General features: G+C 65.0%; 14 protein-coding genes, 2 tRNA genes and 1 pseudogene. 8 read left to right on the top strand and 9 right to left on the bottom strand.

Features of this window, described 5'->3' with window-relative positions; translation table 11 throughout:
• Window positions 1–3: 3 nt before the first annotated feature.
• On the top strand, window positions 4–3,147 hold the full coding sequence (locus tag K8R92_10160; protein MCE9620257.1) for an efflux RND transporter permease subunit: 3,144 nt from the start codon (window positions 4–6) through the stop codon (window positions 3,145–3,147).
• On the opposite strand, the gene K8R92_10155 is transcribed toward K8R92_10160, so the two are convergent.
• The gene (locus K8R92_10155) at window positions 3,148–4,140 is read right to left on the bottom strand and encodes an Mrp/NBP35 family ATP-binding protein (protein MCE9620256.1); all 993 of its coding nucleotides are present in this window, start codon (window positions 4,138–4,140) and stop codon (window positions 3,148–3,150) included.
• 264 nt (window positions 4,141–4,404) lie between these two features.
• Between K8R92_10155 and K8R92_10150 the strand changes: the two genes are divergently transcribed.
• Entirely contained in the window at window positions 4,405–5,139 is a 735-nt protein-coding gene (locus K8R92_10150; GenBank protein ID MCE9620255.1) for a hypothetical protein, read from the top strand.
• Between the two features lie 1,089 nt (window positions 5,140–6,228).
• On the opposite strand, the pseudogene K8R92_10145 reads toward K8R92_10150, so the two are convergent.
• From K8R92_10145 to K8R92_10135, 3 genes and pseudogenes are all read right to left on the bottom strand, one after another.
• Window positions 6,229–6,330 (bottom strand): annotated as a pseudogene (locus tag K8R92_10145) (prepilin-type N-terminal cleavage/methylation domain-containing protein).
• Window positions 6,331–6,444: 114 nt separating this feature from the next.
• Window positions 6,445–6,948 (bottom strand): tRNA (cytidine(34)-2'-O)-methyltransferase, encoded by a 504-nt coding sequence (locus tag K8R92_10140; GenBank protein MCE9620254.1) that lies wholly within the window; start codon window positions 6,946–6,948, stop codon window positions 6,445–6,447.
• Entirely contained in the window at window positions 6,945–8,369 is a 1,425-nt protein-coding gene (locus tag K8R92_10135; GenBank protein MCE9620253.1) for a hypothetical protein, read from the bottom strand. The genes K8R92_10140 and K8R92_10135 overlap by 4 nt, the downstream gene beginning before the upstream one ends.
• Window positions 8,370–8,481: 112 nt before the next feature.
• Between K8R92_10135 and K8R92_10130 the strand changes: the two genes are divergently transcribed.
• Window positions 8,482–8,622 carry a hypothetical protein gene (locus tag K8R92_10130; protein ID MCE9620252.1) on the top strand — a complete coding sequence of 47 codons (141 nt, stop codon included), beginning with the start codon at window positions 8,482–8,484 and terminating at the stop codon, window positions 8,620–8,622.
• Window positions 8,623–8,637: 15 nt separating this feature from the next.
• On the opposite strand, the gene K8R92_10125 is transcribed toward K8R92_10130, so the two are convergent.
• Together K8R92_10125 and K8R92_10120 are read right to left on the bottom strand one after the other, a co-directional pair.
• A tRNA-Arg gene (locus tag K8R92_10125) sits at window positions 8,638–8,711 on the bottom strand.
• Between the two features lie 18 nt (window positions 8,712–8,729).
• A tRNA-Met gene (locus tag K8R92_10120) sits at window positions 8,730–8,803 on the bottom strand.
• Between the two features lie 123 nt (window positions 8,804–8,926).
• Here K8R92_10120 and K8R92_10115 point away from each other — a divergent pair.
• Entirely contained in the window at window positions 8,927–11,071 is a 2,145-nt protein-coding gene (locus K8R92_10115) for a hypothetical protein (GenBank protein ID MCE9620251.1), read from the top strand.
• On the opposite strand, the gene K8R92_10110 is transcribed toward K8R92_10115, so the two are convergent.
• On the bottom strand, window positions 11,072–12,925 hold the full coding sequence (locus tag K8R92_10110) for a CTP synthase (GenBank protein ID MCE9620250.1): 1,854 nt from the start codon (window positions 12,923–12,925) through the stop codon (window positions 11,072–11,074).
• A 97-nt stretch (window positions 12,926–13,022) separates the two neighbouring features.
• Here K8R92_10110 and K8R92_10105 point away from each other — a divergent pair, with 97 nt between their 5' ends.
• Window positions 13,023–15,599 carry a HEAT repeat domain-containing protein gene (locus K8R92_10105; GenBank protein ID MCE9620249.1) on the top strand — a complete coding sequence of 859 codons (2,577 nt, stop codon included), beginning with the start codon at window positions 13,023–13,025 and terminating at the stop codon, window positions 15,597–15,599.
• Here K8R92_10105 and kdsB read toward each other — a convergent pair.
• Together kdsB and K8R92_10095 are read right to left on the bottom strand one after the other, a co-directional pair.
• Window positions 15,589–16,410, bottom strand: coding sequence for a 3-deoxy-manno-octulosonate cytidylyltransferase (gene kdsB, locus K8R92_10100; GenBank protein ID MCE9620248.1), 822 nt, complete (start codon window positions 16,408–16,410; stop codon window positions 15,589–15,591). The two genes, K8R92_10105 and kdsB, sit on opposite strands and share 11 nt — an antisense overlap.
• Window positions 16,410–17,906: a hypothetical protein gene (locus tag K8R92_10095; protein ID MCE9620247.1), complete on the bottom strand. Its 1,497-nt coding sequence runs from the start codon at window positions 17,904–17,906 to the stop codon at window positions 16,410–16,412. Before K8R92_10095 ends, kdsB begins: the two co-directional genes overlap by 1 nt.
• A 98-nt stretch (window positions 17,907–18,004) precedes the next feature.
• Here K8R92_10095 and def point away from each other — a divergent pair, with 98 nt between their 5' ends.
• Genes def through queA form a run of 3 tightly spaced genes read left to right on the top strand, consistent with a single transcriptional unit; the run spans window position 18,005 to window position 20,559 of the window.
• Entirely contained in the window at window positions 18,005–18,523 is a 519-nt protein-coding gene (def, locus tag K8R92_10090) for a peptide deformylase (protein ID MCE9620246.1), read from the top strand.
• Window positions 18,524–19,486, top strand: coding sequence for a methionyl-tRNA formyltransferase (locus K8R92_10085; GenBank protein MCE9620245.1), 963 nt, complete (start codon window positions 18,524–18,526; stop codon window positions 19,484–19,486). It abuts the gene before it with no gap.
• Window positions 19,483–20,559 (top strand): tRNA preQ1(34) S-adenosylmethionine ribosyltransferase-isomerase QueA, encoded by a 1,077-nt coding sequence (gene queA / locus K8R92_10080; protein ID MCE9620244.1) that lies wholly within the window; start codon window positions 19,483–19,485, stop codon window positions 20,557–20,559. Before K8R92_10085 ends, queA begins: the two co-directional genes overlap by 4 nt.
• The last annotated feature ends 25 nt before the right edge of the window (window positions 20,560–20,584 follow it).

The raw sequence follows: 20,584 nt of genomic DNA, 5'->3' as shown, positions 1-20,584 counted from the left end.
CACATGATTTCATTCTTCATCAAAAGACCGATCTTCGCCGGCGTTCTCGCCATCCTGATGACGCTGGCCGGCGCGCTCTCGATCAAGATCCTGCCGATTGCGCAGTTCCCCAACATCGTGCCGCCGGTGGTGCAGGTCACTGCGACCTACCCCGGCGCCAACGCCAAGGTGACCGGCGACTCCGTCACGCGGCCGCTGGAACTGGCGATCAACGGCGTCCCGGGCATGATGTACATGTCCAGCGTCAGCACCAGCGCCGGCAACTCCATCATCACCGTGACCTTCAACGTGGGATACGACCTGGACATCGGCGCCGTCGACGTGCAGAACTACGCCAACAGTGCGCTGGCCCAGCTGCCCGAGGGGGCGCAGCGCCAGGGCGTCACCTTCAAGAAGCAATCCACCAACCTGGTGATCGTGCCGGCGCTGACCTCGGACAATCCCGCCTTCGACAGCAAGTTCCTGGGCAACTACATGGACATCGTGCTGACGCCGGCGCTGCTGCGCGTACCCGGCGTCGGCGCCATCAACAACTTCGGCCTGCTGCAGTACTCGATGCGGGTCTGGATCGACACCCCCAAGCTGGCGGCGATGGGGATCAACCCTTCGGAGGTGGAGGATGCCATCCGCGGGCAGAACCAGGAGGTCATCGCGGGATCCTCCGGCGCTCCGCCCTTCCTGGGAAGTCCGGCGCAGTCGCTGCAGGTGGTGGCGCAGGGCCGGCTCTCCTCCATCGAGGAGTTCTCCAACATCATCGTCCGCACCGAGAGCGACGGGCGCGTCGTCCGGATCCGCGACGTGGGCCGGGTCGAGCTCGGCGCGGCGAACTACACCACCAGCTCGCTGCTCTCCGGCAAGCCCAGCGGATTGCTGGGCATCTACCAGAATCCCGACGCCAACGCATTGGCGGTGGCCCAGGGGGTGCGCGACGTAATGACCTCCATGCAGGAGACCTTCCCGCCGGGAGTGAAGGGCAGCATCTGCTTCGACAGCACGCGCTTCGTTAGCGAGAGCATCTCGGAACTGGTCAAGACGCTGATCGAGGCCGCGGTGCTGGTGCTCATCGTGATCTACATCTTCCTGCAGAAGGCGCGGGCCACGCTGATTCCGCTGATCGCCATCCCGGTCAGCATCATCGCCACCTTCGCGGTGCTGCTGCTCTTCGGCTTCAGCATCAACACGCTCTGCATGCTCGGCCTGGTGCTGGCCATCGGCCTGGTGGTGGACGACGCCATCGTGGTGGTGGAAAATGTCGAGCGCAATTTCGAGGCGGGCGAAACCGATCCGCACAAGGCGACGCGCAAGGCCATGTCGGAGGTGACCGGCCCGATCGTGGCGACCACGCTGGCGCTGGTGGCGGTCTTCGTGCCGGCCAGCCTGATGCCCGGCATGACCGGACAGCTCTACAACCAATTCGCCATGACGATCGCGATCTCCGTGGTCTTCTCCGGAGTCAATTCGCTCACGCTCAGCCCGGCGCTCTGCGCCGCCCTGCTCAAGGGCGGGGGCCATGCGGCCAAGAGCGGGCCCTTCTTCCTCTTCAACAAGGCCTTCTCCAAAGTGGAGCACGCCTATGAAAAGCTGGTGGAGGTTTTCGGGCACCTCTGGCTGATCGTGGTCGGGTTCCTGATCGGAATCGCGGCGCTGGCGGGATGGTTCTTCACCCACATCCCCACCGCGTTCATCCCCGACGAGGACAACGGGTATCTCTTCGTCCTGGTTCAGTTGCCCTCCGGCTCCTCGCTGGCGCGCACCCAGGAAGTCGTGGCCAAGGTGCGCGCGATCGTCGAGAAGAATCCGGTGGTCGAGAATGTCATCGAGGTCGACGGCCTGAACTTCCTCACCAGCGCGACTCAGAGCTACACCGGATTCCTTATTCCCGTACTCAAACCCTCGGACCAGCGCAAGGGGCCGGGCGGCAGCGCCTTCGAGGTGATTGACCAGCTCAATCGCGAGTTCTTCGCGATCCCGGACGCCTTCGTCTTCGCGATCGGCCCGCCCGCTATTCCGGGACTGGGCAACGTCGGCGGATTCCAGTTGCAGGTGAACGATCTCACCGGCTCCGGCGGCGACGAGCTCTGGGCCGCGGCAGGAGAGCTGCTCGCCGAGGCGAGGAAATCCCCCAAGTTCATCGGACTGAGCACCACATGGTCCACCGGCGTTCCGCAGACGGAGCTTTCGGTGGACCGCGTCAAGGCGCAGACCCTGGGCATTCCCATCGACAACGTCTTCAAGGTTCTGCAGGCGAATTTCGGCTCCGCCTACATCAACCAGTTCAACAAATTCGGCAAGGTCTACCAGGTGTACATCCAGGCTGACGCCCGCTACCGCATGACCCCCGACAAGCTCAGCGCCATCTACGTCGAGGGCAAGTCGGGAATCCCCACGCCGCTCTCCTCGTTCTGCACGGTGCGACAGGAATCCGGCAGCGACCTGATCACCCACTACAACGCGATGGACTCCGTGCAGATCAACGGCAACACCGGGCCCGGAGTCTCCAGCGGCGAGGCCATCGCCTCCATGATGCAGATGGCCAAGGACATTCTTCCCGTCAAGTTCCAACCGCAGTGGACCGGCATCGTCCAGCAGCAGAACGCCGCGGGCAACGCGGCGCCGATCGTCTTCGGCCTCTCCATTCTCGCCGTGTATTTGCTGCTCGCGGCGCAGTACGAGAGCTGGACGCTGCCGCTGCTGGTGCTGACCGCGGTGCCCGGGGCCATGTTTGGCGCCGTGGGCACGCTCATGCTTTTCCACAACGCGCTGGACGTCTACGCGCAGGTGGGACTGGTGATGCTGGTCGGGCTTGCGGCCAAGAACGCCATTTTGATCGTGGAATTCGCCAAGGACGCGCGCGAGAAGGGGCAGAGCCCGATCGAGGCGGCCAAGACCGCGGCGAAGTTGCGCCTGCGTCCGATTCTGATGACCTCGATCTCCTTCATCCTGGGATCGCTGCCGCTGGTGCTGGCCAGCGGCCCGGGCTCCAACAGCCGCCACTCGATCGGCTACACGGTGGTGGGCGGATTGCTGGTGGGAACCGCCATCACGCTGCTGATCACGCCGATCCTCTACATCGCGCTGGAGACCTTCCGCATGCACTGCGGCATCGACTCCGTGAAGAACAAGGCCAAGCTGCTCGAGGAGATCTAATCACTCCGCGATGGTCAGGACCGGACGGTCGGTCCGGCCCGCGACCTCGGCGAGCATCACCTGCGCCGAGATGCGCTGGCACAGGGCGTCCAAGGCCGCGCCCATCGCGGCATTCTTCCAATTATCCAGGGGCTTGCCCACATCCGAGTTGCGGCAGAGCTCGACGTGGATCGGGATCGATCCCAGGAAGGGAAGCCCCATCGTCTGGGCCATGATCTCGGCGCCGCCGCGTCCGAAGAGGTCGTATTCCTTCCCATCGGGGGCTGCGAAGTAGCTCATGTTCTCCACCACGCCCAGCACCTCAATGCCCAGGTTCTGGAACATCCGCGCCGCCCGCCGCGCGTCATCCTGGGCGACCCGCTGCGGGGTGCACACCACGACGGCGCCGGAGACCGGCAGCAGCTGCGACATGGTCAGGGCCACATCGCCGGTGCCCGGCGGCAGGTCGATGATCAGATAATCGAGCGCCCCCCAGTCGGTCTGCGTCGCCAGTTGCTTGAAGGCGCCATGTGCCATCGGACCGCGCCACACCAGGGCCTTGTCCGGATCGACCAGCTTGCCGATGGTCATGGCCTTGACGCCATGCACCTCGAAGGGCAGCAGCATCTGCCCGCGCGCCTTGGTGCCCACGTCGTCCAGTCCGAGCATGGTCGGCGCGCTGGGCCCGTAGATGTCGGCGTCGAGCAGCCCGACCGCATGGCCCATCCGGGCCAGCCCCACAGCAAGATTTACGGCGACAGTGCTTTTGCCCACGCCACCCTTGCCAGCGCCGACGGCGATGATGCGCTTCACCAGCGGCAGGGGATTCTCCGTCTTCGCGCCAGGGGCCGGTGCCGGCGCCGCGGCGGTCTTGGGCGCAGCAAACTCGATCTCGATGGTTTCAATCTCGGCCTGCGCCGCCTTGGCGGCCTCGCGCAGGGCGCGATCAACGGCCGAGCGGAGGTGCTCCTGGCGCGGGGCAAACTGCGGCGAAAGCTCCAGCACGATCCGGATGGCTCCCTCGAAGGCCGCGATGTGCTTGACCATGCCCAGCGTGACCAGATCCTTGCCGGTGGCCGGATCCAGCACGGTGCGAAGCGATTTTTCAATGGCGGGCTTGTCCAAGGGCATGGGTTTTGATCCTAGAACCTAGTTATACCAACGCCGCCGCTTGGATTCGGGCCCTCTTGACGAATTCGCCGGGCCGCTCTGCAATAGGAGGTCGCATCGTGCATTTCTCAGCCCAGACCAGAATTCTCTGGTCACGAAAGGAAAATTATGCGACCACTGACTCCCGGTTCCGTTCTCTCGATTCGAAATGTCCTGGCGGCCACCACGCTGCTGGGATGCATGAGCTTCGCCGCGAGCGCGGCTCCCCCGTCCAACCCGCCCTCCACTCCGCCCGCGAATCCCAACCTCGGAGGACCGCCGGTGGCTCCGGGCGCCTCAGACAGCGAAAAGGGTTTTGACGGCGGCAAGCAGGGCGGCAAGAAGCGTCCCGAAGCCGGCGGCCCGATGGGCGAGGAACGCGGAAAGCACATGGCGTGGATGCGTACCTTCGAGGAGATCAAGCCGACCCTCAGCGCCGAGGTGCAGGCCAAGGCCGAGGCGATCAAGGCGCAGTACGAGGCCTCGATGAAGACCTGGAAGGACGCCAACGCCGACAAGTTGAAGGCGCTCGCCGAACAAGCGAAGGGACAGGGCCAGAAGCCCGACAAGGCCACGATGGAACAGTTGAAGGCGCTGCGCGAATCGGCCCCCAAGCCGGAGGAATCGCAGAAGCAGATCTTCGCGCTTCTGACCGAGCCTCAGCAGGCCGACTTCAAGACCAAGCTCGAGGCCAACGAGAAGAAGATGAAGGCCCTGGGCGTCCGACGCGGTGAAGATGAGATGGGTGACGGAAAGGGCAAGGGTCCTGGCAAAGGCAAGGGCGGTCCTGGCGGCAAGCCCGGCGACGCTCCTCCAGCCGATGGCAAGGACAAGACTCCTCCGCCTCCTCCGTTCGATCCTTGATTCTCACTGAACGATTGGAATTGAATTGAAAAAGAACGGACGCCCGATTGCGGGCGTCCGTTTTCTTTTGCATGCAGGAGTCGATCCGATCGACTCGTCGATGAATCGATCCGATCAGCCGCCGCCGAAGAGGCGGATGTCGTCAAAGTTGTCCAGGCCTGCAAGGCCCGATTTGCTGAGCATGACTGCCGGGGTCACGGGCGAGCCCTTGGTGCCCAGACCGTCGACGCGGTTGAAGTACACGCCGTCCTTGCCCGCGGAAATCAGGATGTATTTGCCTCGAGCTGTGCCGGAGAGCGGTGTCGTGGCGTCGCCGAAGCCGGGATGGCGAAGGATTTGCGCAAACAGTTCCTTCTGCTTGGCCGGCGTCGTTCCATCCTCAAACAAGCTGTAAATTTCGGAGCCCGCCGCGTCCGCCTTGGTCTGGGGCAGGCTGAGCTCGCCAAGACCCGCCGAGCCCAGGTAGGGATCCATCGCGCCGTACAACTTTCCGGTGTCGTCCATCACCAGGAACTGGGCGCGCTCGCTGTTGCTGCCGGCCAGCGGTCCGACGTTGCGGGCGGCGCGGAGGAAGATGATCGGATTGCCCCAGGAGTCCACCAGGTCCGGCATGCCGCCGGCGGCGGCCAGGGCGGGGAGTTCCCCCGCGGTGCGTGTGCCCGAGCTGCTGTACATCTGTCCCGCGGCCGGGCGAAGTTCGCTGGCCTTGGGCGCGAAGAAGGGCGGGTACTGCTTGTTGTTGATCTTGGGGCCTTCGCCGATCTTTCCGGGATTGATCTTCACATAGAACTTGTCGTTGGGGGCCGCGTTGCCGGTCTTGAAGGTCAGCTCGATCCAGCCCGGGGCGCCGTAGCCGATGGTCGTGTTGGTGTAAGAGGCCGAGTCCACGTCGTTCTTGCGAACGCCGCCGCCCATCAACTCCAGGATGGCGTTCTCCGTGCCGGAGATCTGCGGATCATTGGCGAGGATCTCCTCGGGCACCAAACCCGGATAGCGGCCGAACTCCTGCTGGAAGGCGTCGCAGGCCTTGGCAAATTCCTGCATCAAGCCCGTGGTCTGGGTCACCTTGGCCCGCTCCTGCACCTTGCTCAGTGCCGGAAGCAGAATGCCCACCAGCAGGGCGATGATTCCGACCACCACCAGGATTTCAATCAGGGTGAAGCCGCGACGCTGTTGTGGGGAGTTGTGCATGAATGGGTCCGTGGAGGAAAGCGAATGGGGGTCGGCAAACATGGCCATGGGACGACCCAGGGCCGTGGGGTCAGGGATGCATCCGATGCCCATATCGTAATGGTTCCCCGGAATTCAAAGAGGAATGCAATCCCCTGAGGTGGAAAGCTGCCGGATGCCCTCGTACACCCCGCAGGCCACTGCCGTGGCCAGATTCAGGCTTCGGCAATCGGGATGGTCGCGAAGCGGAAACCGGATCCGGTGGTCGGCCCCGAAGTCGCGGTCGACCCACTGGTGGATCTCCGGCGGGGTGCCGGCGGTCTCGTTTCCAAAGAGCAGGAAGTCCCCGCGCCGCATCGGGGCCTTCCAGTGCGGCAGGGTCGCGTGCGACGAATAGAGCCAGACCCGCTGCGGGCGTTCGCTGCGGAGAAAGGCCTCCCAACTCTCGTGCTCGCGGCAATCCACCAGGTGCCAGTAGTCCAGGCCGGCGCGGCGCACCGCCTGCTCGTCCATGTCGAAGGCGATCGGCCGCACGATGTGCAGCCGGCACCCGGTGACCGCGGCGGTGCGGCCCACATTCCCGGTGTTGTTGGGAATCTGCGGATGGATCAGCACGATGTTGAAGAGGGGATCGCTCACGGGCCGCGAGGCTCCGGTGAAGTGGCGCTGCGCAGCTTGACGCCCTTGATTTCAATCGTGTCCAGCAGCGCGCGACCCTCGCGCTCGCCGCGCCGGATCGCCAGCTCGGGGTCGGGCTCGAAGGTGAGCGTCGCTGGAAGAGCGGTGTCCCATTGCTTGGGGATCGTGAAATTGGAAAGCTGCCCTTTGTATCCGGAGGTGAAGGGGGCGGACATCCAGAATTGCCCCGCTTCGGCCGCGTGATCTCCCTGCGCGACCTTGACGCGGTAGCCCAGGCTCAGATCGGCGGGAAGAAGACTCGCCTTGTAGGCGGGCAGTTGCACCACGCCGCTCTGATGCACCTCGTCGACTTCGATCGTGCTTGCGGCGAGCCACTGCTGCACCCGGCCGGCCAGATCGGGATCCGATTCAAACGAGATGAGCGTCGCGGCGGGATCGCGGATCCGAAAATTCCAGGGAAGGACGAGCGTGCGTTCGAAGGGCGCATCGCGTTTCGCGTCGCCCGCTTCGACGATGCGCAGGTCGATCTGGGCCTCGTAGACGCCTGGGGTCGTGGGGGCAAAAAGGGCGAGGGTGGCGAAGCCGCTCGGAGTCGAGTCGCCGGCGGTGAATTGCTTCACGGTCTGCGGCGCTTCGCCCTTGAGAGCGATGCGGAGCGACTCGATCGAGATCCGAAGGCCCGGCCACGAGGCATTCAGCGAGCCCGGCGAGGCCTGCGCGGGATCCAGGGGCGAGCTCGACTGGATGGTCAGCGCGATGGACTTGCCCGGCATGAAGGTGCCGGCGCTGGTGATCGTCACCGAGTCATGCTTGAGCAGAAATTCCAGCAGCGCGTGACGGCGCTGGGGCGTCCAGCGGGATTGCAGTGTCATTGAGCGCAGGAAGGGTCTCGCGTCGTCGTAGTTGGCGATGGTGTTGGGCGGCTTGAGCGCGGCGGCCGTGGCAAAGGAGAGCACATCGTCGATCTCGCCCTCGGAGAGCAGCTGGGCGTTGAGGCGCCGGGTCCATTCGCGCCAGGCGTCCTCGGGATCGCTCGCCGCGACGGAGATCAGCGTGGCGACCGACTGCTGCGAGCGCCACCACTCCTTGATGCGCGGCAGGGTGGTCGGCTTGTTGGCGATGAAGGCCAGCGCCGCGACCGCGCTGAGCAGAAACGCGGCGAAAAAGGTGCCGGCGGAGCGGGTGCGGGCGGAGGGCGCAATGGAGCGCGGACGCAGCAGATCGGCCCCGCATTCAGGGCATTTCACCAGTTCGGGAGGAACGGCGTGCAACCGGAAGCGGCAGCGCGAGCAGGAGGGGCGCCAGTCGGAGATCCGACCCTGGAAGGCCAGCGCCCACAGGGCGCCGGCGCCGAGCGTGGCGAGCACGCCGGCCCAGAAAAGAGCCCAGGTCAGCGAGAGAAATAGGTTCCAGGAATTCATGGGCCGCGGCGGTGCAGTCTAGTCAACCCCGGCACTCGCTCTGATCGCCTCGTCGCCCGCAGTACGACCTTTGGTGGCAGGCATCGCGGCCTCAAGCTACACTCGGCCGATCATGATTCAGGTTCTTCTGGTCAACTTGGCGTGGGTGATTTTCCTGGCGGCTTGGTGCATCGCGTACTTCATCCAAGCGAGGGTGGATCGCGCCAAGGGCGGCCGGTACATCGCCAACCTCGAGCCTGAAAACAAGGACTGAGGTCCTTTCCCCGAACGCCCCGCGCGCGACTTGAACGCGCGACCTCCAGTTTAGGAAACCGGTGCTCTATCCAACTGAGCTAGCGGGGCCGCAAGCGTGAAAGTCAATGCCGACGGGCGGACTCGAACCGCCAACCTGAGCGTTATGAATGCTCCGCTCTAACCGGTTGAGCTACGACGGCGCAGGCGAACAGTTTAGCGAAAGTTTTCCGTCGTGTCCGCGCAGGATTTCGATCGTAAAATGTGAAATGAGCTTGGATTGCCCGGCTGGAAAAGCCGAAAGATTCCTTTCCACAGGAGCCCCCATGAACCCCATCGACGCAGCCGCCCGAGTGTCCATTGCTTTCCTTGCGACGTTCTCCATCGCCTTCACAGCGCCCGCATTGGCCCAGGGAGGCGGCGCGAACTCATCCGCCGTGGTTTCCGTTGCTGCCGCCGACACCGAGTGGCCGCAGACGCTCAGCCGCGATGGTTACACCTTTGTCATCGCGCGGCCCGCCTTCCAATCGATCAATGGAACCGCCGTCAACCTGGTGGCCAACCTCGTCGTGACCCAGCCGGGCGGGACGCAGAACCAGGGCACGCTCTCGCTGATGGGCTTCACCGCGACCGGCGACCGCCCGCAGGACATCGAGATCAACCAGCTCTCGGTCGAGCAGGTGCAGATGCCCAATGGCGGCGACGCAAGGGCGGCGCAGACGGCGCTCTCTTCGCTCATGGCGGGGCTGGCGGTGGAGATTGACCGGCGACTCGTCGCGCAGCAGATGACGATCGATCCCATCACCACGCCGGGCCTCGGCGCGCAGATGCCGGACATTGTGCAGCGCAGCGTGCCCACCGTCCTGGTGCAGGTCGCAGGGGTGCCGCAACTGGCGCCGCTGGCGGGCACGGGATGGGCGCGCGTCACCAACACTCCCTTCATCTTGATTCAGAATCCCGCCAAGGCGTGGTTCGTGCGGCTGGGGCAGGGCAATTGGAAAAGCAGTCCGTCAATGGATGGACCCTGGTCTGCGGCAGCGGCGCCTGATGCGGCCGTCACGCAGGCGCTGGGCGTGGTGCCCACTCCGCCAGCCGGCCTGAACGACGCTGCCGCGAAACCACCATCCGCGATTCCTTCGCCTTCGCTGGACATCCTGGTGGCGACGCGACCGACCGTGTTGATCGCCTCGAATGGGGCGGCGCAATTCACCACCGTCTGCGAGGGCGTGCAGCAGATGACCAACACCAACTCGACGGTGCTGCGCACCTTGTCGCCCGCCGCGGATTGGGTCCTGGCCAGCGGGCGCTGGTTCCAGAGGGCGCAGGGCACGACGATGTGGCAATTCGTTCCGCCGGCACAGCTGCCGCCATCCTTCGCCAATCTGCCCTCCACCGGTTCGTTGGCCTCGGCGCGAGCGAGCGTTCCCGGAACCCTCGAGGCGAAGTCCGCAGTGCTGGCCGCATGCCAGACGCAGACCGTCACGCTGCTGCGCTCCAAGGCCGTCTGCGGCGTGCGCTACATCGGCGCACCGCAATTCGCATCCATCACAGGGACCAGCATGCAGTACGCGACCAACGCCTCGGTGCCCGTGATCCAGTCGGGGTCCACGTTCTACTGCTGCGACGACGCCGCCTGGTTCACGGCCTCCGGCGCCGACGGCCCATGGGTGCTCTGCGACACGCTGCCCGCCTCGTTCGCCGACATCACAGCGGCCTGCCCGGTCTACTGCGCCACCTATGTCGATCCGGTTTCCAGCACCGCCGACTCGGTCACGTTCGCCTACACCAGTGGATACCTGGGCACCTACCTCAATGGCGGCACGGCCGTCTTCGGAACCGGCGTCAACTATCCGACCGCGGCACTCGCACAAGGTCAGTCGCAGACCTATCCGCAGACCTACGGATCGGACAATGAATACGACGAGAACACCGGCACCTACGCACCGGACTACGACTACTACGACGAATACCCGGCGGTGCAGCCCGCGGTGTACGGCTACGGCTACGGCGGCTGGGGCTATTCCTCCGCGTGGACTCGCGCCTGGGGCTGGGGCGTTGGGCACGACGCGTGGTGGAACCATGACAACTGGAACAGCTTCCATCCCTACGGCAACCGCTGGGCGGATGGATACAGCGACTGGCAGCGCGATCAGAACCGGCTGAGCGAGAACCGCCGCGCGGACATGGCGGCGACGCAGCGCACTCAGGCGCAGCGGGCGAACGAGGCCCGCGCAAATCCCAATGGGGAGATGGCCAACCGTGCCGCAGGCGCCGAGGGATATGGGCGCTACACCGGGTTCCATCCCCAGGCTCACGCCGACGCGGCGGCCCGTGGAACGAATCGAAATGCAGCCCAAAACCATGCCAATCAAGCCACCCATCGGCCGCAAGTCCACGCCCAGGCTGCCCAGCACTCGGGCGCTGAGCGATCAGGGGGTGCGTCGCATGGCGGCGGGGGCGGACGGCGTTAATCAGTGCGCCGCGGCGGTCGCGCTCGGGGCGTTGAGCCAGCGCGCGATGCGCTCGTCGGTCGCCGACTGCGGATGCTTGCGGATCAGGGCCGCGGCCACCAGTCCCATGAAGAGCGGCTGCGGATGGGTCGGCCGGCTGGTGAGCTCGGGATGGAACTGCGCCGCGACGAAGCAAGGGTGCTCGCTCGCGGAGAGCTCCAGCACCTGCATGATCGGATGCTTGGGATGGCGCCCGCTGAAATGCATGCCCGCCTTGGTCAGGGCCTCGACGCAATTCGGTTCCACCTCGTAGCGATGGCGGAAGCGCTCACGCACCAGGCGCGATCCGTAGAGGCGCTCGGCGAAGGATCCGGGCTCGATCAAGACATCTTGACCGCCCAGGCGCATGGTGCCGCCGACGATGCCTTCGAGTTTCTTCTGCTCGGGCAGCTCGCTGATGAAGGGATGCTTGGTGTTCGGGTCGAACTCCGTGCTGTTGGCGTCGGCCAGGCCGAGCACGTTGCGGGCGAACTCGATCACCGCCATCTGGAATCCCAGGCAGATGCCCAGGAAAGGCAGGCGCGTGGTGCGGGCGTGCTCGACGCACATGATCTTGCCCTCCACGCCGCGCTGGCCGAAACCACCGGGAACGATGATGCCGTCGATGCCCTGCAGCACCGCGGCGACGTCCTTCTTGGAGTCCAGCGTGCTGGTGTCCATCCACTGCAGCTCGACGGAGGCGTTGAGCCAGATGCCGCAGTGCTCGACCGCCTTGTCGATGCTGGCGTAGGCGTCGCGCAGGCTGGCGTACTTGCCCATGATCCCGAGGGTCACGCGGTGGGCGCGCGGCGCCACCAGCCGCGAACTGAACTCGCTCCACTTGCGCCGTGACTGATCCTCGTTGACGGCGTTGACGCGGTTGTGCAGCTGCAGCAGGGTCAGAATCTCGCGGTCCAGACCCGCGGCGCGCATGGCATCGGGGATGAAGTAGATGCTCTCGCGGTCGTGCATGGAGAAGATGCGGTTGAGCGGCACGTTGGAGAACATGCCGATCTTCTGCATCACCTTCTCGGTGACGGGATTGGTGGCGCGGCAGGCGATGACCTGGGGCTGCACGCCGCACTCCATGAGGCGCTTGATGCCCAACTGCGCCGCTTTGCTCTTTTGCTCGCCCAATGTGGCCGGCTCAAGGATGTAGGTGAGGGCCACGAAGCAGGTGGACTCGGGGCCCTCTTCGAAGGCGAGCTCGCGCAGGGCCTCGATGTAGAAGCCATTTTCATAGTCACCCGCGGTGCCGCCGACCTCGACGAAGACCACATCGGCAGGCCCGCCGTTGGGACCGCCGGTCATGGCAAGCTGGCGCAGGTGCATCTTCACGGTGCCGGTGACGTGCGGAATCATCTGCACATCGCGGCCCAGGAAGTCGCCGCGCCGCTCGCGGTCGAGGATCTCGCCGTAGATCTGCCCCGCGGTCACAAAATTGCGCCGCGAAAGATTCTGGTCGAGGATGCGCTCGTAGGTGCCCAGGTCCATGTCGGTCTCGAGGCCGTCCTCGAGCACGAAGACCTCGCCGTGGCGGAAGGGATTGAGCGTGCCCGAGTCGATGTTTAGGTAGCCCTCCATCTTGATCGGCGCCACGGAGAGGCCCTTGTCCTTGAGCAGCTTGGCCAGGCTCGAGGAGAAAATGCCCTTGCCCAGACCGCTCATCACGGTGCCGATCACGACGACGAATTTGGTGCGGCCCTTCTGATAGCCCTGGGGCGTCGGCGAGAACCACTCCTTCTGCTCGTCGGTCGCGGCGAATTGGGAGAGAAATCCCGGGCTGTTGCTTTGATTCGAGGACGTCGGGGGTTGGGAACGATCCTTGGAGGGCACGCTTGATCGTACCAAACGCGGCTCTCGGCTCAAGTTCTTCGGTGAATTTTTCTTTTTCGCCTGTGCAATTTCGGGCAAACTTGGGAGGATTCACGCCATGAGCACCCCGTTCCTTCATCGTGCGCTCGCCGCATCCGCCTTGCTCGCCGCCTCCATGGTCCTGACCGCCACCGCGGATGACTCGAGCCTGGGGTGGGACTTCGAAAGCGGCTGCCTTGAACACCGGCTTGAGATGGCACAGCGCCCACCCAGCCGGGGCACCGGCCAGGCCTGGAACGAGGCCACCGGAGCGGACTCCCGCAACTGGCCGCCCAATCCACTGGTGAATTATGAGCACATCAAGATCGCGCTGCGCTTCCCCGACCTGGTCGCCGCCGAGGCTGAGGGGGTGGCCACCTACACGGTTCGTCCGATCGGCGTGCCCGTGGAGAACCTGAAGCTCAACGCCGAAGGGCTGAAGATCGAGACGGTCAAGGTGAATGGCGCCGACACCGAGCACTACAGCGACGGCAAGGTGCTGACCATGAAGTTCGCCAAGCCGCTGCCCGCGGACAAGTCCACCTCGATCGAAGTGGGCTACAAGGTTTCGCGGCCCACCGACGGCATGACCTTCTCGCCGGCCTATCCCGACCGCGCCGGCTACGGCCCGCAGGTGCACACGCAGGGGGAGACCGAGAGCAACAATTACTGGTTCCCATGCCATGACTTCCCCAATGTCCGCCAGAGCACCGAGCTGCTGGTCGATGTGCCCAAGGGCATGAGCGTCAGCGGCAACGGCAAGCTGGTCGACCACTCGACCAAGGGCGACCGCGAAATCTGGAATTACCTGCAGGAAAAGCCCCACGCCGCCTATCTGGTCAGCCTGGTGGTGGGCGACCTGGAGGCGGTGCCCCTCAAGAGCCCGCTCTCGGGCGTGCCGATGCATGTGTGGGTCCCGAAGGATCGCGCCGGCGACGTCGAGCGCACCTATGGTCGCACCGACCGCATGATCGCCCTGTTTGAAAAAGTGTTTGGCCAGAAATATCCGTGGGCCAGGTACGACCAGCTGCTGGTGCGCAACTTCGGCGCCGGCGGCATGGAGAACACCAGCGTCACCAACATGTACCCCAACGCCATCCTCAGCGAGACTGCGGCGAAGGAGGAGGACCTCGACGGTCTCATCAGCCATGAGCTCTGCCATCAGTGGACCGGCGACTTCATCACCTGCAAGAGCTGGGCGCACATCTGGCTCAACGAGGGATGGGCGACCTACGGCACGGCGCTGTGGATGGAGGAGCGCGACGGCCCCGACGGCTACTTCGAATCGGTGCTGGACAACGCGGGCGTGGCCCGCAACGACAAGACGGAGAACACGGTGGGCATGGTGAGTCCGATCTACAAGAACGCCGGCGAGACCTTCGGCCGCGCCGCCAATCCCTACCCCAAGGGCTCCAGCATCCTGCACATGCTCCGCGAGATGCTCGGCGACGAGATCTTCTTCAAGGGCGTGCGCGCCTACATGGCCAAGTATGGACTTTCGACCGCGGAAACCAGCGATTTCCGGATCGCCATGGAGCAGGCGAGCGGGCTCGGACTGGAATGGTTCTTCGACCAGTGGTGCATGCGGCCGGGTTCGCCCAACATCACCGCCAAGGCCACCTATGACGGCGCGACGCGCATGCTGAGGATCAAGGCCGATCAGACGCAGAAGATCGACGAGCGCACGCCGGCGATGCGGGTGCGCACTCCGATCTGCGTGCGCACCGCTTCAGGCGAGAAGACTGTGCCCTGGGAGTGGCGCGAGAAGTCGGCGGACATCGAGATTCCGCTGGACGGACCGCCGGTGTGGGTGGCCTTCGATCCGCGCTTGAACACGCTCAAGACCCTGAAGATGGAGTGGCCGCTGGAGTGGCTGCGGGCGCAGGCCAAGAGCGGTCCGACCATGGCGTCGAAGCGGCAGGCGGTTGAGGCGCTCCGCACCGACGGATCGCCGGACACGATCGCGGTGCTTGAGCAGATCGCCAAGGACGAGACCGGACGCCGAAGGATCCGCGGCGAGTGCATCGACGCGATCTCCGACTTCAAGAATGCGGACAGCGTCGCCAGCATTACGCGACTGCTGGAAACTCCGCCGCAGGATCCGCGGGTCCGCTCCATGCTGACCAGCGCGGTCGGGGCGCTTCCCAAGGAGAAGGCGATTCCAATCCTGACCAAGACTCTCGCGGAGGATCCCGGTGAGCTGTGCCGCAAGAACGCCATCGATCAGTTGGCCAAACTCGAGGCCAAGGAGAGCGCCGACGCGATCCTGGCCGCGGCCGAATTGCCCAGCCACCAGGAGCAGATCCGCTCGGCGGCCCTGCGCGCCCTGGCCAAGTTTGAGGTGAGCAAGGCACTGCCGCTGGCTCTGAAGTATGGCTCGCTCGGCGGCTACGACCGCTCCCGCGGCACGGCGATCGACACCGCGGCCAAGTTGGTGCCCAAGGACGAGAAGGATCCCCAGCGCATCGCCGCCATTGAGCAGTTGATCTTCTGGCTGGATGATCCGGAGCGCGGGGCGCGGCGTGCATCAGGCGAGGCGCTGGCGACCTTGAAGGCGAAGGCCGCGATTCCGCGGCTGGAGGCGATGGCAGCGAGCGATCCCGATCCCGATGTGCGCGAAGCCGCCACCGACTGGGTGAAGCGCATCAACGGTTAGTCGCCGCGCGGGCTTCGAGTTTCGCGAGCTGCTCGGGTGTGTCCACGCCGTGGAAGCGAGCCTCGCCGACGGCCACTGCGATCGCGTGTCCATGCTCAAGGATGCGCAATTGTTCGAGTTGCTCGGCGAGCTCCAACGGTGTTGCGGGCAGCGCGATGAAAATCGGAAGGAAATCGCGACGGTAGACATACAGGCCCACATGTTTCAGCGGCGAGCCCGGGGCGCTTGCAACACCTGCGCCGCCCGCCACGCCCGCGGCTTTGGCATCGCGTCGGAAGGGGATCAGCGAGCGGCTGAAGTAGAGGGCACGTCCATTGGCGGCAATGGCGACCTTGACCAGATTGGGATCGGCGGGGTCTTCTCCGGGCATGAAGGGGCTCGCCACGGTGGAGACCGGCACGTCGGGGCCCGCCTTGAGCAGGGCCTCGATCGCGCGGTCGATCAACTCCGGCTCGATTCGCGGCTCGTCGCCCTGCACGTTGACGATGATCTGTGCGTCCAGCATCGCGGCCACCTCGGCGATGCGGCTGGTTCCATTCGGATGGTCTCCGCGGGTGAGCATCGCCTGGAAGCCCGCCTTGGTCACGACGTCGGCGATGCGTTGATCATCCGTGGCCACGATCACGCGCTGGATGTGCCTTGACTTGGCCGCCTGCTCGCAGACATGGACGATGACCGGCTTGCCCGCCAGCGGCGCCAGCGCCTTGCCGGGGAATCGCGTGCTGCCCCATCGCGCGGGAATCACCGCGACGATGCTTGAATTCTTGCTCTGTTGATCCGAACCGGAATCGGCACGCGCTCGGTCCGGCATCAGCCGCCGAGCTCCTTGACGACCGTGTCGATCAGCTTGCGCTTCTCGCGGATGTCCTTGTAGCCGATGTTCTTGCGCAGGATCGCCGAGCAGATCTCGGCGGCCTCCTTGGCGGGGCCGACGCTCTTGTCGGCGCGGGCCTGCTCGATCAGGCTGTTCATCAGGTCGTAGCGGATGTCCAGCTCGCGGTCGGCGCTGGTGGCGTCCAGCACCTGCAGCGCCTCGCGGAACTCGCCGATCGCCTCGACGTGCCAGCCCTCGGCGGCGAAGCACTTGCCCAGCATGTGGGCCGCGGTCAGGCGGCACTTGGCCTCGTCCTTGGCGGACTGGAAGCAGGGCATGGCGTCTTCGAAGCGACCCAGCTCGTACCAGATGCGGCCAACTTCGAGCTTGAGCGCGCGGTCGGTCGGATACTTCTCCATGCGGTCGGCGTACTCGCTGCCCTCGAGTTCGAGGGTGCTTTCGCGCTGCGTCTTGAAGGCCTCCTTGAGACTCTCGTTGGCGGGGTCCTTGGCCAGCGCCGCCTCGGCCTCGCGCAAACTTCGCCGCGCCTGCGCGATCTTGATGTCGCCGGCGGCGATGCGGAAGCGGTACTCGCCCAGGCGCGTGAATCCGTCGAGGTAGACCTCCTGGGCCTTGGCCTCGTCCTCGGGCGTGCCGCGCCGGCGCAGCAGGGTGGCGTACTTCTGCACATTCTCCGGCAGCGCTGAGTTGGCCTCCCAGTCGGCCTTGGCGCGCTCGATGTTGCGCAGGTCGGTGTCGCCGCCCGCCGCGATGCTGTCCTGCTCCTGCAGCGCCCGCTGCTTGTCGGCGTCCTTGATGTTGGCGCGGAAGCCGCCCTCCTGGTTGATCGTGTTGTGGTAGCCGCCTTGCTGGATGGCGCGGGCGGCGGTGAGTTGCTTGAGCTCGGTGACCAGCTTGCCGTCGGTCGGGTCCAGGCGCACGGCTTCCTCGCCGCAGGCGAAGGCCTCGTTCCAGGCGTCCACCATCAGGAAGAGCTCCTTGGCCTGGATCCACAGGCTTTTGCTGGCCTTCTTGCGCTGCTGGACGCGGACCAGGTTGAGCGCCATCGGCGAGAGCCACTGTCCGAGTTCGCTCATCGAGAGCTTGCCGGCGAACTCAAGGAACTTCATCAGCGCCGGCAGGTTGTTCAGATCGCGCATCCAGACGAATTCGGCGGCGGCGAGCTTGGAGGCATTGCCGCCCACTCCGTCATCGACCGCCTTCACGTCTTTGCCGGTGGCGGGCTGGCCGCCCCCCTGGATGTAACTTTTTGCAGCCTCGAACATCGCCTGGTGGAAGGCCATGTTGCCCGGGTCGAGCTTGATCGCGTTGGCGTAGAGGTTGAGCGCGTACTCGAAGTTGCCGCTCTTGACCATGGCGCTGGCATGCTGGAAAAACTTGGCGGCCTTCTCCGGCTGCGGCGCGACGACGCCCTTGGCCGATTTTTCTTCGGCCTTGGCTGCAGCGTCACCACCTTTTTTCCAGTTAAACATGCGCGTCGACTCTCCTGGAACTCCGTAGGTCGGTCAAAGGTAAGCCATGGTAGGCCTTGGGTCAACGAAGAATACGGGAGTGAATTACGATAGGTTGCGTGATCGACCCGCAGCGCACCATCCTCATCTATCCCGATCCGATATTACGGAAGAAAGCGAAGGCGATCACCAAGGTCACCGCGTCGCTGCGCGATCTTGTCGCGGACATGTTCCGGCTGATGCGCGAGGAGGAGGGCGCGGGTCTGGCGGCGCCGCAGGTGGGCGAATCGATCCGTCTTTTCATCACCGAGGCGCGGCCCGACGAGCACATTCCCGAGCGCGTCTTCATCAATCCGGTGCTGAGCAAAATGGATGGCGAACTCGTCCCGTACGACGAAGGTTGCCTGAGTTTGCCCGAGGTGCGCGGCATGATCCGCCGTCCTGCGTTCGTGGCCATCGACGCCACGGATCTGGAGGGAAATCACGTGCATCTGGAGAGCGGCGAGTTTCCGGCGCGGGTCTGGCAGCACGAGTTCGACCACCTCGAAGGCGTCCTGATCATCGATCGCATGACGCCGATCGACCGTCTGCGCACCCGCAAGGCGGTGAAGGATCTTGAGCGGGAAGCGGGGAAGTAGTTGAACGAATCGAGCGTCGCCTTCCTCGGCAGCGGAAGCCTGGGCGAGCCCTGCTTGCGGGCCTTCGCGCGGCGCGGATGGATCGACGTGGTGGTGAGCCAGCCCGACCGGCCGGCGGGGCGCGGACGCGCCACCACGCCCACACCGATCTCGACCTCGGCCATGCAGTGCGGACTGAAGCTGCTCCGCACCGCCGACGCCAATCATCCCGAGGTGCGCGAGCAATGCGCCAAGGCCAAGGTGATCGTGGTCATCGCCTTCGGTCAGAAGCTGCTTCCGGAATTGCTCGCAGGGCGCACCGCGATCAATCTTCATCCCTCGGCGCTGCCCAAGTGGCGCGGCGCGGCGCCGATCCAGCGCGCCATGATGGCGGGCGAGGAGAGGATTGATGCCTGCGCCATGCAGGTCGCGCCGCGGATGGACGCCGGTGCCATCTACTCGCGGCAGAGCTTTGATGTGGGCGCGACGGAGACCGCGGGCGAATTGCACGACCGGGTCGCGCGGGAGAGCGTGCCCATGATGGTCGAGACCGTGGAGCGGGCGCTCAAGGGCGTACTGGTGGGGCAGGACCAGGATGAATCGATGGCCACCCGCGCCGCAAAACTTTCCAAGGCCGAGGCCTTTGTCGATTTTTCAATGCCGGCGCGCCTCGTGCGCTGCCGCATTCACGGATTGGCGCCGTGGCCGGGGTGCGACGCGGAAATCGCCGGCGAAACGATCCGACTGTTGCGCGTCCGCGAGGTTGCTGCAGCGGCACGCGCGACTTCAGGTGCCGGCGCGAGCAGCGCAATGCCGGGCGACATTCTTGGCGACGGGCTGATCTCCTGCGGCGAGGGGGCCATCGAATTGCTCAGCGTGCAGCCCGCCGGGGGCCGCGCCATGGAGTGGGCGGTCTATTGCCGCGGCCGCTCGATCAAGCCTGGCCAGCGCATGACCTCGCAGCCGCGCAAGGAACCGGCGTGATCGATACCGACCTGCGTCTGGCGGACCTCGACTATCCGCTGTCGGAGCACTCGATTGCGACGACGCCCGCCCAGCCGAGGGACCACGCGCGGATGATGGTGGTGGATCGCGCCAATGATGAAGTCATCCATGCGCAAGTGAAGGATCTGCCGAAGTGGCTTCATCCCAATGATCAATTGGTCCTGAATGAAACGAAAGTCGCGCCGGCACGGGTCATCCTCAAGCGAGAGTCAGATGGCAAGCTCTTCGAAGGGCTGCTCGCGGAACATCGCGGCGCAGAGGCCTGGCTGCTGCTGGCCAAGAACAGCCGGAAGTTTCGCGCCGGCGACATGCTTCGGTTGCAGGCCGAGGATGGAACACAGGGCGCCGCGTTGATCTGCCGCGAAAAAGATCCCGAAGGTTGGCTCGTTGAATTCCCAAAGTCGGAGAATCCGCAACAGGCGCTGGAAACTTGCGGAAGGACGCCGCTCCCGCCCTACATTCTGCGCGCCCGCGGCGAGAAGCCGATGCCCGACGCCTTCGATCGCGAGCGCTATCGAACGACCTTTGGGAAGGATGCGAGCTTCCATTCCGTCGCGGCGCCGACGGCGGGATTGCACTTCACGCCGGAACTTTTGCAGCGCGTCGAGCAGGTCACGCAGCGAGCGCCGGTCTTTCTCACCCTGGAAGTCGGCATGGGCACCTTCAAGCCTGTTGAAGCGAAAAAGTTGTCCGACCACCCGATGCATTCGGAGCGATTCTCGGTTTCATCGCAGGCGATGGAGCGAATCCAATCGACGCGCCCGAAGGGCCGGATCGTGTCCATCGGCACGACCACGGTCCGTGCGCTGGAGAGTCTTCCCGATCCGCTGTCTGCCGGCGATTTTCAAGGGGAGACCAAGCTGTTCATCAAGCCGGGTTACGCCTTCAGGCATGTCGACGCCTTGCTGACGAATTTCCATCTGCCGCGCAGCACGCTGCTGAGCCTGGTGGGAGCCCTGGTCGGACTCGAGCGCCTGAAATCGCTCTATGCTCAGGCCCAAAAGATGGAGTACCGCTTCTATTCTTACGGCGACGCCATGCTCATTCTCTGAACCACTCATTCGCAAGCCGCACCCA

It is taken from the genome of Planctomycetota bacterium (assembly GCA_021414025.1).
Lineage (GTDB): Bacteria > Planctomycetota > Phycisphaerae > Phycisphaerales > SM1A02 > SYAC01.
This window is presented reverse-complemented; position numbering and strand designations above follow the sequence as displayed.